Origin of the sequence: Kribbella sp. NPDC003557, from assembly GCF_040610805.1 — a bacterium.
Taxonomy (GTDB): Bacteria; Actinomycetota; Actinomycetes; order Propionibacteriales; family Kribbellaceae; genus Kribbella.
Genome location: NZ_JBEXMY010000014.1, coordinates 19,971 through 32,613, shown reverse-complemented (window position 1 = coordinate 32,613; position 12,643 = coordinate 19,971). Strand labels below are relative to the sequence as shown.

The 12,643-nt window shown below is 69.1% G+C and carries 13 protein-coding genes; 6 read left to right on the top strand and 7 right to left on the bottom strand.

From position 1 onward, the window contains the following. The first annotated feature begins 3 nt into the window (after positions 1 to 3). Genes ABZW60_RS39280 through recO form a run of 3 tightly spaced genes read left to right on the top strand, consistent with a single transcriptional unit; the run spans position 4 to position 2,567 of the window. Complete coding sequence (locus ABZW60_RS39280) at positions 4 to 993, top strand: aldo/keto reductase (protein WP_355485748.1); 990 nt, start codon at positions 4 to 6, stop codon at positions 991 to 993. Beyond that, positions 990 to 1,811, top strand: coding sequence for an SDR family oxidoreductase (locus ABZW60_RS39275; protein ID WP_355485747.1), 822 nt, complete (start codon positions 990 to 992; stop codon positions 1,809 to 1,811). Before ABZW60_RS39280 ends, ABZW60_RS39275 begins: the two co-directional genes overlap by 4 nt. Before the next feature lie 12 nt (positions 1,812 to 1,823). Further along, positions 1,824 to 2,567, top strand: a complete 744-nt coding sequence (gene recO, locus ABZW60_RS39270; RefSeq protein WP_355485746.1) for a DNA repair protein RecO — start codon at positions 1,824 to 1,826, stop codon at positions 2,565 to 2,567. Positions 2,568 to 2,573: 6 nt separating this feature from the next. Here the strand turns inward: recO and ABZW60_RS39265 are convergent, their stop codons facing one another. The 3 genes from ABZW60_RS39265 to ABZW60_RS39255 all read right to left on the bottom strand — a co-directional run bounded on the left by ABZW60_RS39265 (position 2,574) and on the right by ABZW60_RS39255 (position 5,822). After that, positions 2,574 to 3,581 (bottom strand): hypothetical protein, encoded by a 1,008-nt coding sequence (locus ABZW60_RS39265; RefSeq protein ID WP_355485745.1) that lies wholly within the window; start codon positions 3,579 to 3,581, stop codon positions 2,574 to 2,576. Next, on the bottom strand, positions 3,575 to 3,826 hold the full coding sequence (locus ABZW60_RS39260; protein ID WP_355485744.1) for a hypothetical protein: 252 nt from the start codon (positions 3,824 to 3,826) through the stop codon (positions 3,575 to 3,577). The genes ABZW60_RS39265 and ABZW60_RS39260 overlap by 7 nt, the downstream gene beginning before the upstream one ends. A gap of 1,681 nt (positions 3,827 to 5,507) precedes the next feature. Further along, positions 5,508 to 5,822, bottom strand: coding sequence for a hypothetical protein (locus ABZW60_RS39255; RefSeq protein ID WP_355485743.1), 315 nt, complete (start codon positions 5,820 to 5,822; stop codon positions 5,508 to 5,510). A gap of 875 nt (positions 5,823 to 6,697) precedes the next feature. On the opposite strand from ABZW60_RS39255, the gene ABZW60_RS39250 reads away from it, so the two are divergent. The 3 genes from ABZW60_RS39250 to ABZW60_RS39240 are packed head-to-tail and all read left to right on the top strand — an operon-like array spanning position 6,698 to position 8,906. After that, complete coding sequence (locus tag ABZW60_RS39250) at positions 6,698 to 7,552, top strand: isoprenyl transferase (RefSeq protein WP_355485742.1); 855 nt, start codon at positions 6,698 to 6,700, stop codon at positions 7,550 to 7,552. 47 nt (positions 7,553 to 7,599) lie between these two features. Next, on the top strand, positions 7,600 to 8,016 hold the full coding sequence (locus ABZW60_RS39245; protein WP_355485741.1) for a hypothetical protein: 417 nt from the start codon (positions 7,600 to 7,602) through the stop codon (positions 8,014 to 8,016). After that, a complete protein-coding gene (locus ABZW60_RS39240) occupies positions 8,016 to 8,906 on the top strand; it encodes a hypothetical protein (RefSeq protein ID WP_355485740.1) in 891 nt (296 codons plus the stop codon). The genes ABZW60_RS39245 and ABZW60_RS39240 overlap by 1 nt, the downstream gene beginning before the upstream one ends. Before the next feature lie 68 nt (positions 8,907 to 8,974). On the opposite strand, the gene ABZW60_RS39235 is transcribed toward ABZW60_RS39240, so the two are convergent. From ABZW60_RS39235 to ABZW60_RS39220, 4 genes are read right to left on the bottom strand one after another with little or no spacing between them, the layout of a single operon-like run. Then, complete coding sequence (locus ABZW60_RS39235) at positions 8,975 to 9,616, bottom strand: response regulator transcription factor (RefSeq protein WP_355485739.1); 642 nt, start codon at positions 9,614 to 9,616, stop codon at positions 8,975 to 8,977. Continuing rightward, positions 9,613 to 10,836 carry a sensor histidine kinase gene (locus ABZW60_RS39230; protein WP_355485855.1) on the bottom strand — a complete coding sequence of 408 codons (1,224 nt, stop codon included), beginning with the start codon at positions 10,834 to 10,836 and terminating at the stop codon, positions 9,613 to 9,615. Before ABZW60_RS39230 ends, ABZW60_RS39235 begins: the two co-directional genes overlap by 4 nt. Before the next feature lie 53 nt (positions 10,837 to 10,889). Next, a complete protein-coding gene (locus tag ABZW60_RS39225; RefSeq protein WP_355485738.1) occupies positions 10,890 to 11,723 on the bottom strand; it encodes an ABC transporter permease in 834 nt (277 codons plus the stop codon). Beyond that, entirely contained in the window at positions 11,720 to 12,610 is an 891-nt protein-coding gene (locus ABZW60_RS39220; protein WP_355485737.1) for an ABC transporter ATP-binding protein, read from the bottom strand. The genes ABZW60_RS39225 and ABZW60_RS39220 overlap by 4 nt, the downstream gene beginning before the upstream one ends. Between the last annotated feature and the right edge of the window lie 33 nt (positions 12,611 to 12,643).

The window sequence follows — 12,643 nt, the reverse complement described above, 5'->3', positions numbered from 1 at the left end:
GGCATGCGTGAATCCCAGCTCGGTGACCTGACCGTTTCCTGCCTCGGCCTCGGCTGCATGGGCATGTCCCAGTCGTACGGCGTCCGCGCCGACGACTCCGAGTCCGTCGCGACGCTGCACGCGGCCATCGACGCGGGCTGCACCTTCATCGACACCGCCGACGTGTACGGCGACGGCGAGAACGAGGAGCTCGTCGGCCGCGCGCTCGCCGGCCGCCGCGACCAGGTGGTGCTCGCGACGAAGTTCGGCTTCAAGAAGCCGGCCTCCGCCTCGGCGGTCCCGACCGTGGTGGACGGCTCGCCGGAGTACGCCGCGCAGGCCCTCGACGCCTCGCTGCGTCGGCTGGGCGTCGACTACATCGACCTGTGGTACCTGCACCGGCGCGACCCGCAGGTCCCGATCGAGGAGACCGTCGGCGCGATGGCCGCCGCGGTCGAGGCGGGCAAGGTGCGGTACCTCGGGTTGTCCGAGGTGAACGGTGAGACGGTCCGCGCGGCGCACGCGGTGCATCCGATCAGTGCCGTCCAGAGCGAGTGGTCGCTGTGGACCCGGGACCCGGAGACCGTCGTCCTGCCGACGCTGCGCGAGCTCGGCATCGGGTTCGTGCCGTTCAGCCCGCTCGGGCGCGGGTTCCTCACCGGGCAGATCAAGTCTCCTGCCGACTTTCCCGAGGACGACATGCGGCGCGGGCTGCCGCGGTTCCAGGGCGAGAACTTCCAGCGGAACCTGGACCTGGTCGCTGCGGTCCAGTCTCTGGCCGCTTCGAAGGGCGTCACGCCGGGGCAGCTCGCGCTCGCCTGGCTGCTTGCCCAGGGCAATGACGTCGCGCCGATCCCGGGGACGAAGCGGCGGTCGTACCTCGCGGAGAACCTCGGCGCGGTCGATGTTTCGCTGAGCGCTGAGGAGCTGGCCGAGCTGGACGCGGCCTTCCCGCCGGACGCGGTGGCGGGGCAGCGGTACCAGCAGGGTGGGATGGACCTGGTGGGCAAGTGATCGGCGTCACCGGTTCGACCGGACAGCTCGGGTCGCGGATCGTCGCGCGGCTGACCGGCGTACCGCTGCGGTTGATCGTGCGGGACCCGGCGCGGGCTCCGTCGGTGCCGGGCGCCTCGGTCGCGCAGGCGGCGTACGGCGAGCATGCCGCGCTGCTGTCCGCTTTCGAGGGTGTCGACGTACTGTTACTGGTCAGCGCGAGCGAGTCGGCGGACCGGGTGGCGTTGCACAAGGCCACGATCGACGCGGCGGTGGCGGCGGGTGTGCAGCGGATCGTGTACACCTCGTTCGTCGGGGCGGCGCCCGGCGCGACGTTCACGTTCGCGCGGGACCACTGGCACACCGAGCAGCACATCCGGTCTGTCGGGGTCGACTTCACGTTCCTGCGGGACAACATCTACCTCGACTTCGTGCCCGGGTTCGTAGGGTCGGACGGCGTGATCCGCGGCCCGGCGGGGGACGGGCGGGTGGCCGCGGTCGCCCGGAACGACGTGGCGGCGGTCGCGGCCGCGGTGCTGACGTCCGACGGGCATTCCGGCGCCACCTACGACCTGACCGGGCCGGCCGCGTTCACGCTGGCCGAGGCGGCGGCGGTGCTGACGGACGCCTGGGGGCGCAAGGTGCGGTACGAGCCGGAGACGCTGGACGAGGCGTACCGGTCGCGGGAGCCGTACGGCGCTCCGGCGTGGGAGGTGGCCGGCTGGGTCACGTCGTACGCCGCCATCGCCAGCGGGGAGCTCTCCGGGGTGACGACCGCGGTGCGCGATCTCACCGGGGCCGAACCGACCGGGCTCGAGGAGTATGTCCGCGCTCAGTGAGACACTACTGACGTGCCGCTCTACCGGGATCAGGCGATCGTGCTGCGCACCCAGAAGCTGGGTGAGGCGGACCGGATCGCCACGCTGCTGACCCGAGCCAACGGCAAGGTCCGCTCGGTCGCCAAAGGGGTCCGGCGGACGTCGTCACGGTTCGGCGCCCGGCTGGAGCCGTTCAGCCACGTCGACCTGCAGCTCGCCACCGGCCGCACCCTGGATGTCGTCACCCAGGCCGAGTCGATCGCCGCGTACGGCGAGGGCATCGTGGGGGACTACGCCCGGTACACGGTGGGCACCGTCCTGCTCGAGACCGCCGACCGCCTGGTCGTCGAGGAGAAGGAGCCGGCCGTCCAGCAGTACCTGCTCCTGGCCGGCGCACTCCGCGTCCTGTCCACCGGCGAACGCGAACCGGCCCTCGTCCTGGACTCGTTCTTGTTGAGGTCTCTGGCGATCTCCGGCTACGCCCCGTCCTTCGACGACTGCGCCCGCTGCGGCGAACCAGGCCCCCACCGAGCCTTCAACCCCGCCGCCGGCGGCATGGTCTGCACCTCCTGCCGCCCACCCGCCTCAGCCATGCCGTCCCCCACCACAGTCACCCACCTGGCCGCCCTCCTCACCGGCGACTGGCCCACAGCCCTCCAAGCCGACCCCAGAACCCGCCGAGAATCCACCGGCCTGATAGCCGCCTTCTTCACCTACCACCAAGACAACCAACTCCGCTCCCTACCCCACCTAGACCTAACCCCCGGCGGCAGCTGAAACCCTTCAGCAGGGGCCTTGGGAAGGCGCAACGGCGTCGCCCCCATCCGGATCCACGAGCACCGGCACGGCTTCACCGATCCGCAACTGCGTCGAGGCCTCCTGAGTCATGGAGATCTGCCCGCCGTCTCCAAGGGTGCTCTGCCAGGTGATGTCCCACTGCGCAGTCGCAGTCACCGGGTACTTGCAGTTCGCAAGCTCCCGAGAGGTCTTCACATACCGATGCCCACAGGTAGGCGAGGCCTTAACCCCCATCGACTTGTCATACGGCGTCCCAGGCCCTTCACACCGAACCGTCTGCCCATCCCCCATAGCCCAGTTAATCGCCTTCACCCGAGCCGTAGCCGTAACCGACAACCCCGGCACGCTCGCACTCCGGACAATCGGCCCCCAGGTGCCTTCCGTCTTGGTTACCCACAACCAAACCGGCATGTTCACCAAGCCGATCTGCCCGGGCGCCGGCGCTGTCTTGATGATCGGCGGCGCCAGACGCATCTCGGCGATGGCTCGGTACACGAGAACCTCGGGATCAGGGACGACCACGTCCGGTCTGCCCGGCAGCCACACCTTCCTCATCACGAGATGCCGACCTTCGTCGTAACCGCGCTCGACCGTGCAGTCCCAGATGCTGCCGTCTGTATGGCCCGCCCAACTGGGGTCGCTGAACGGTGGTTGTGGCACTGAGCGACGCAGGTAGCACTCATGCTCGTTCGACCACACGCCGAGGACCGTGTCCAGGCATTTCTGTGCGTCGGGGTCGAACTCACAGACGGTCTTCACCTTTGTCTGCTTGGTGTTCTTCCCCGGGGAGCCGGGACGATCAGGCTTGGCTGGTGGTTTCACATAGCCGGTCGCTATCCATCCGCATCCGTAGTCGTCGCAGCGCCATTCGACGCCGGGACGGGGCGGTGGCCCCGGGGGTGGCTCGTAGTACGCATATGCGGTCGCGCCGGCGGTTCCGAACATCAAGAGGGCGAGGAACGCTGCGCATCCGCGTCGTACTCCGCTCAGCATTTCGCCCCGCCTTGGTTAGAGATCAGGAACCACATCTTCAGGCCGCCCGAAGCCGATGCCGCGTAGACAAGGCGGGACTGGAACACGTGCCGACGTCCGGTGCCGCCGGGCAACACAGGCACGGGTTTGTCGTCCTTCTGAAACTTGAGGATCACTTTTGAGGCGTCGAGGCAACTGGTCAGGACGACCTCTGGTTGCGCGCCGTCGAGCTTCACCGATGTGGCTTTGGTGGTGACAATGGTCACGCTGCCGGTCTGGTACAACCCGCGCTCTATGAGTGAACGTGCCTGGTCGACTACCTCGAGGCTCCGGTCACTGCCGAGACCTGCCTTTTCGAGCGCGTTCCGATCGAGAGCCGTGGGATTTGTGAGTGCTCGGTCCGCAGCCGCGGTGGCAGCCACGAAGCGGGCCTTCGCGGCGGTGATCGCGGCCTCCTCGTCTGGGGTCCAGGTGGGAGTTGATGGTGCGGTGGACGCTGACGTAGGGGTCACGGAGGCAGTTGTGGGGGCGGTGTTCGGCCGGCCGGCCTCGGGGGAGCCCTGGCAGGCGGTTAGCGCGGTGAGGGCGCAGAGGGCTGCTGTGGCGGAGACGAGGGCCGGTCGGCGGGGCATGTGGTGGGGCTCCGTTCTTGGATGCTGTTGGTGTAAGGGTGGCATACGGAGGGTGTTCGCCGAGGCGGGTTGTCCACAGGTTGCAGGTTGCTGCAATGACGTTCGGTGAGCGGGCGTTGGCGTGGCGCGACAGAGTGGCCACCTTTGTATACAGTTTGCGCGTCTGCGGCCGGGTGGCGCTGTGCACATGTGGACTCGGTGGCGGAGCCGCGGTGGGTGGGAATGGCGCGCGGGGCGAGGTGAGTCGGGCTCGCTGCTCGTTGGTGGTGGTAGGGCGTCACGGCTCGCGGTATCGCGGGCTGCAGCGGTTGCTTCGCCACGACCAGGCCCAGAGACATGGGTCGGTGCGGGCGTCTGCGGCAGCGCGGTGTCGCGCGCTGAGCGCAGGGCGGATGGGAGCCGCGGAGAGGATGGCGACGGAGAAGTCGCCCGTAGCGCCGCGTTGAGCTGACCACACTCCGCCGGACTGGACCTGACCGCCGACCCCAACCCCCATGGCAGCTCGACTGTGGGGAACTATGCGCCAGTCTTGGTTAGAAACGAGGATTGAGGCTATCCGACTGGATGCCACCAATCCCAGATGTGGTTCCGGATCGCGCACGCTACTGGTTCAGTTCGACTCCGTACCCCTACTCGAGCCCCGGCCCACCGGTCGTCCTCCACGCCTCAGGAGCCTCCGCCAGAACCTGCATAGTCCCAGGCCCACTGACCGCTTCAAACGCCGCGTACTGAGTGGACTTCTGCTGGTCACCGTCAACGCCCGGTTCGCCTGCTGCGGATGCTCGTCGAGCAGGTCGATCCGAGAATCCAGCTTGGGCTGATACAGGACCGAGCAAGTCACCCAAAAAGGGGTTTCGATAACGCCGGATATCCGTCACGTGGACAACTAGCAGTCCACCCCCGATGCACAGGACCGGCCTCACACACCGCCGTTCATTAGTACGTCGACCGGAACGGATGCTCGCCGGCCGCGACACGCTTTCGGAGGACGTCGCGTCCGATGGCGACGGAATCCGCCACCTGGCCGGTCGGGAGCTCCGTCCTGCAGCGGCTCGATCTTTACCGAACCCTCGGAACGTGTCGCGTCCAGCGCATGCTGCGAGATCCAGAACGCGCCGGTGAAATGTCCTCTCGCACGCCGTCCGGCCCGATCACCGCCGGCCCACCCGCCGGTCACCTTCCTTTGACTCATCAGTCCAGGCATTCCCAGATCGTCCGTCAGCACTCAGCGTTGGCAGCCGTGGCCTGACCACCGACAGGATCCACGAGATGAGAACGGCTTCGCCGATCCGCCGCTGACTGGACGCCTGCTGAGTCAAAGACATACGCCCACCTCCTGCTCGGTGACCAACCTCCAGCGTTTCCCGCCACCCGTCGCGGACGGTGCATAGACAACGCGCGACGACACCTTCTTGTGTGTCTTGGCCCCGGCGCCGCTAGTCACCGGCTTGTTGTCGGCCTGGGAGCGGATGACGATCGCAGAGCTGTCGATGCAGTTGATGAGCCGGACCTCGGGCTGCTCCAGTTTGAGGTTGACGGAAGACACCTGGATGGTCGTGACCTTGGTGTGGCCGGTGGCGTACCAGCCGTATTCCTGGAAAGTGGCGAGGTCCTGCAACACCGTGGTCATCCACGCACCTCCGTTGCCGGCGCTGGCCAATCTGGCCTCGTCTGCCGTGGCAGGTGACGTCAAGGCAACGTCGATCGCAGCGCGGGCAACCGCGTACTGCTTCTTCGCTGTTGCGATCGCCGACTGCTCAGCCGGTGTCCAACTCTGTCCAGAAGGTGTCGGCGACGGGGTCGGCGACGTCGTTGGTGGCGGCGCCGTGTGCGGTTGGCCCGCCTCCGGCGATCCGGTGCAGGCTGTGAGCGCCAGCAGGGCGCAGAGAGCCGCAAACGCGGCTCTGGTTGACGAGCGGCGCGGCACGTGGTTTTTGCTCCGATCTTGGGCGCTGTTGGTGTAAGCGTGGCATACAGGGAGTGTTCGACGGGGTGGTTATCCAGAGGTTGCAGGTTGCTGCACTGACGGTCGGCGCTGCGCAAGCTGGACCAGGTGACAGGGAGCCTCGCGGTAGGGCGCTGAGCGGGCGAGGCAAGGCCTGGGGGGAGTCGTTGGTTGTCGGCGCCGGCGTGCGTGGCGGAGCGGGATCCAGGAGCTGTTCGGTAAGGGCGGTAGGTGTGTGGAGCGGGCGGTCGCCGCGCGGTAGCGCGCACTCGCGCGCTAAGCACGGGGTGGGTGGGAGCGGCGCGTAGGACGGCGACGGAGGAGCCGCCCGTAGCACCGCGCTGGGCTGATCAGCCGTCTGCCGAATCAACCCGTACGAACTCAACCGATCGTCCTCACCTCCGTACGTGCTTACACGTGCCTCCTCGCCCCGTGCCTCTCGCCCGTACGTCCTTACCCGTGCGTCGTCACGCGGCCACCGGCTCCACCCCGGTACGCGCCCGTTCGTCCCAGACCGGTGCCTGCTTCGTGTTCGTGGGGTGGGTGGGAGACTTCGGGGTATGTCGCCTATTGGTCGTCGTCGGGGTCGTGGGTTGGTGGGGGTGCCGGAGCGGAAGGCGGTGGTGGCGCCGGAGCCGCATCCTTCCGGGGCGCGGCCGCCGGCAATTCCGCTGGAGCTGGTGCCGCGGCATGTGGCGATCGTGATGGATGGGAACGGGCGGTGGGCCAAGCAGCGGGGGCTGGCTCGGACCGAGGGGCACAAGGCGGGTGAGGCGAGCCTGCTGGATGTGATCAAGGGCGGGATCGAGATCGGGGTGAAGTACATCTCGGCGTACGCGTTCTCGACCGAGAACTGGGCGCGGTCGCCTGACGAGGTGCGGTTCCTGATGGGGTTCAACCGGGAGGTGATCCACCGGCGGCGGGACGAGCTGGACGCGATGGGGGTCCGGGTCGTGTGGTCGGGGCGGCGGCCGCGGTTGTGGAAGAGCGTGATCGACGAGCTGGAGTACGCGCAGGAGCGGACCAAGCACAACGACACGATCACGCTGCAGTTCTGCGTGAACTACGGCGGCCGGGCGGAGCTGGCGGACGCGATGCGGTCGATCGCGCGGGAGGTTGCCGAGGGCAAGCTGAAGCCGGACCGGATCTCCGAGCAGACGATCGCCCGGCACCTGTACGCGCCGGACATCCCCGAGGTGGACCTGTTCGTGCGGTCGTCGGGGGAGCAGCGGACGAGCAACTTCTTGGTGTGGCAGCTGGCGTACGCCGAGATGGTGTTCCTGGACACGCTGTGGCCGGACTTCGACCGCCGCGACCTGTGGCGGGCAATCGAGATCTACGCGCAGCGGGACCGGCGGTACGGCGGTGCGGTGCCGAACGAGGTCACGGCGGGGGAACCGGATTCACCCCGGTAGCGTCTAGGCTCGTTGCAAGTGTCAACGACATGAACGGGTGATGCAGCGTGCAGGACCAGCCGACGGACGAGACCCCGCAGCAGGTTGTCGAGCGGGAGCTACGCGCCGCGCAGGAGCAGGTCCGGAAGGTGGCCGAGAAGCTGCGCGCCGGTCTGGCCGAGGACGACCGCCGCCTGGCCGAGGCACGCCGAGCGACGCAGCCCGAGGCACAGCAGACGACACCGCACCCCGCGCAGCACCAGACCCAGCACCAGGCCCAGCACCAGGCCCAGCACCAGGCCCAGCACCAGGCCCAGCACCAGGCCCAGCAAGCGGCCCAGCAAGCGGCCCAGCACCCGGCGCAGCAGCAGACCCAGCATCAGGCCCAGCAAGCGGCGCAGCACCCGACGCAGGCTCCGGCGCAGTACCCGAACCAGGCTCCGGCGCAGCACCAGACCCAGCACCCGGCGGAGGACCAGTACTGATGGCGAACGAGAACGACATCGCGATCCTCACCGACCGGGTGGCGCAGACGATGCGCCGGGCCCGGATCGTGCTCGAGAACTCGGCCGACGCGCTGAGCGGCGAGAACTTCGGCCGGCTGCTGCAGGCCAGGATGGAGGACGTCCGGTCGCTGTCGGGGGCGGCCGAGCGGGTCCAGGAGGCCGAGTTCGAGGCCGAGGTGCAGCGCCGGATGGCGGACCGCACCCAGGACCCGCGTGACGCCGAGAGCGCACGCGAGGCGCGCGGCGACGTACTGCGCCCGTTCGGGTATGCACAGGAGGAAGGGCAGGACATCGTGCGGCGGATGAACGCCGCCCAGGAGCAGCTCGCCGAGTTCCGGCACGATCTCCAGCTGAGCGGGAGTGCGCTGGACGAGGCACTCGGCGACGTCGACACGCTCGGGACCTTTCCCGAGTCCCGCGCCACGGCAGAGGGATTGCGCTCGAGGCTGCACCACCTCCGGACCCTCACCGCGGACGCGGACACCGGACTGCGGACGGCGAGCAACCACCTCGAGGACGCGAAGGGCGCCGCGCAGCAGTTCGGGCGCGTGCAGATGGACGTCGACAGGTACCGGCTGTCCACCGCGATCAGGGAGACCGGCGAATCGCTGAAGGACGACGTGTCCAAGACCCAGGAAGGTTTGGGATCGGTACGGGACGGCCTCGTGGCTGAGCGGCAGAACGTCGAGGAGATGGCGCAGTACGGCCACGAGCAGGCCGAGCTCGCGGATGCGATGCGTGCCGGGCTGAACCCCACGCCGGCGGCCGCGCAGACCGGTGACCGAACCACCGCCGAGCCAGGCAACGGCGCCCAGGACCCGCGCCTACGGTTGGCGCACCAGGCCTCGGATACCAGCCACGAGCGCTGAAGCAGCTCAGCTCGCCAACCACGAGCGCTGAAGCAGCTCAGCTTGCCAGCCACGGGCGCTGCAGCAGGTCAGCGTCCGGGCGACGGCAGCAGGCCTCGTTCGATCGCGACGGTGACGGCGCGCGTCCGGTCGTCGACGTCGAGCTTGGCGAACAGCCGCTGGAGATGCGTCTTGACCGTGGCCTCGCCGATGAACAGTTCGCGACCGATCTCGGCGTTGCTGAGCCCGCGGGCCACCGCGGCCAGCACCTCGAGTTCGCGCGGTGACGGCTGCGCCGCCGCGGGCGTGGCCGGTGTCCGCAGACGCGACATCAGCCGCGCAGCGACCGGCGGTGCGAGGACGGTCTCACCGCGCGCGGCGGCGCGGATCCCGTTCAGCAGCTCAGCATGCGGGGTGTCCTTCAGCAGGTATCCCGCCGCGCCGGCCTCGACCGCGTGCAGGATCTCCGTGTCGGTGTCGTACGTCGTCAGCACCAGCACCCGCGTCGACGGGTAACCGGACACGATCGCGCCGGTCGCTGCCACGCCGTCCATCCGCGGCATCCGCAGATCCATCAGGACGACGTCGGGGCCTGTCGACTCGACCAAAGCCAGCGCCTCCGCGCCGTCGCCCGCTTCGCCGACGACCGAGATGTCGTCGGTGACCGCGAGCATCCCGCTCAGCCCGGACCGTACGACGGGGTGATCGTCGACCACCAGTACCCGAATCACACATCCTCCTGCACTGCCGGAATCAGGACCTGCACCCGGGTGCCGTGACCGGGCGTGCTCTCCACCTCGACGGTTCCGCCGGACTCCTCGACCCGCCCGCGCATGGCGCTGAGCCCGAAGCCGCCGGACACCGACCCCGGCGTGAACCCGGATCCGTCGTCGCGGATCTCGATCCACACCCGGCCCTCGGACAATCCGAGCGTGATCAGCACCTGCGTGGCCGCCGCGTGCTTGCGGACGTTCGCCAGCGCTTCCTGCGCCGACCGCAGCAGCACGACCTGCTGCGCCTGCGGCAGCGCGGCCACCTCGTCGTCCGGTAGGTCCAGCGCGACCTGTACGTCGACCCCGGTCTCCGCGGCGAACCGCTCCGCCTGCCGGCGCAGTACCTCGGTCAAGGTTGCCTCGGACAACGCAACCGGGGTGAACGCGGCAACCAACGCCCGCGCCTCGGCCAGGTTCTCCCGCGCGGTGTCCTCGATCGCCGACAGCCGGGCCGCCGCGCCGTCGGCCCCGCCGCGGGACAGCTCGACGGCGGCGGCCTGCGCGAGCATCACGATCGACGTCATCCCCTGCGCGAGCGTGTCGTGGATCTCGCGCGCCATCCGCTCCCGCTCGGCCATCACCCCGGCGCTGTGGTGCGCCTCGGCGAGCTCGTCCCGCGCCGACTCGAGTTGCTCGATCAGCTCGGCGCGCTGCTGGCTCTGGGTGATCACCTTCTCGATCCAGATCCCGAACAGCAGGCTGACCACGAGACTGACCAGCATCCACGGCAGGATCTCCCAGAACGCGTCCCAGCCCCACCCGGCGCTCCACAACTGCGCCGTCCCGACGCCGACCACCAGCAGCAGGCTGAGGCCGACGCCCTCGCGGATGTCCTCGCACAGCAGCCAGATCTGCGCCGACGCGATGAACATCAGGAACACCGACTGCGGGTAGATCCCGATCAGCACCATCAGGCACCCGATCAGCAGCAGCCGATAGGCGTACGACGGGAGCGCCCGCCGGGACCGGATCGCGGGCAGCCCGATGAACTGGTACGCCGCGGCGAGCGCCACGACCGCGCCGGCGTACACCGCCTGCCGTGTCGCGCCGAGATCCCCGGTGAACGACAGCGCCAGCGTCATCCCGAGCAGCACCCAGAAAACGATGTGCCAGCCGATCAGCGTCCGTGTCCAGACGGGTTGGCCGGCACCGTCGCGAGAGCTCTGCACGGACCCCATCATCCTCCACACCCGGATCCAGACACGGGGTCCGGTCCAGGCGGGCCGGTCCATCAGCCCGCGTCCCGCCGGGTCCAGCGGAACAGCCGCTGGGCGAGGAACAGGCCGACGAGCAGCCAGACGGTGAGCACGATCGCGCCGGTCCCGAGCTGCCAGGACCCGCCCGGCTCGTTCACCTCGTACCCGTCGGGCAGGAACACCGACCGCATGCCCTGCGCGAGCCACTTCAGCGGGAAGAACTCCGACACCGTCCGCATCCACGCGGGCAGGCTGCTGTAGACGAAGTACACACCGGAGATGAACTGCAGCAGCAGAACCACCGGCGTGACCACCGCGGACGCCGCCCGGCCGGACTTCGGGACCACCGAGAACGCGATGCCGAGTACCGAGCCGGACGCGGTGCCGAGCACGAAGATCCACAGGAAGTTCAGCCACTTCTCCGGCGACGACGGGACGGCGACGCCGAGCAGCAGGCCGGCGATCGTCAGCAGCAGCGCGAACTGCAGCACGGAGGTGACCAGGACCATGCCGATCTTGCCGATGAAGTACGACTGCGGCGACATCGGCGTACCGCGGAGCCGCTTGAGGACGTCCTGGTCGCGCTCGATCGCGATCGCGATGGCCAGCGACTGGAAGCTGGTCAGGAAGATGCCGGAGGCAATCATCCCCGGGGTGAAGTAGGTCGCGGCCGTGACGCCGCCGGAGAAGTCGGTGCCGCTGAACACGGCGGAGAAGATGCCGAGGAAGATGATCGGGAAGAAGAACGTGAAGATCAGCTGCTCGCGCTCGCGGAAGAACTCCTTCACCTCGATCCCGGTGCGGGACAGGCCGACCTTCAGCGGCGACGGCAGTACGGTGCGCACTTCAGGGCTCACTGCGCGGCTCACGCGAGTGCTCCTTCCGGTTCCGGAGCGGCAGACGAGTCTGCGGTCGCCCCGATCAGTTCCAGGTAGATGTCTTCCAGGCTCGGTCGCCGGACCTGCAGCTCGGGCACTTCCGCGCCGTCGTACTCGGCCATCAGCCGGGCGATCTCGGCGGTCGGCCGGTCGGTGCGGATCTCGCGCGGGCCGTCCGCGGTCAGCCAGGAGACGCGCGCGGTGCGGGCGCCGCGGCCGCCGAGCGTGTCCGGCGTCGCGACCTCGACCATCCGGCCGTCGGCGATCACGCCGACCCGGTCGGCCAGGTGCTCGGCCTCGTCGAGGTAGTGGGTGGTGAGGAGGATCGTGGTGCCCTCGGTCCGGAGCTCCTCGATCAGCGTCCAGAACTGGCGCCGCGCCTCCGGGTCGAACCCGGTGGTCGGCTCGTCCAGGAACAGCAGCTCCGGGTTGCCGATCACGCCGAGCGCCACGTCCAGGCGGCGACGCTGCCCGCCGGACAGGTTGCGTACGCGGGTCCTGCGCTTCTCCTCGAGCCCGACCGCGGCGATCACCTCGTCGGGGTCGCGCGGGCTCGGGTAGTACCCGGCGAAGTGCCTGATCATCTCCGTGACCGACAGCACCGCCTCGTCCCGGGTCGTCTGCGCGACGATCCCGAGCCGCGCCCGCCAGTACCGGTCCCCGTGCGCCGGGTCGGTGCCCAGCACGCTGACCTCACCCTCGTCGGCCCGGCGATACCCCTCCAGAATCTCCGTGGTCGTCGTCTTCCCGGCCCCGTTCGGCCCGAGCAGGGCGAACACCTCGCCCCGGTGGATGTCCAGGTCGACCCCGTCGACCGCCACCTTGTCCGGGTACCGCTTGACCAGACCGCGCACCCTCACTGCGTCGTCGTTCTCCATACCCCAACCCTGACGGCCGGAGGCCTGGCCCGG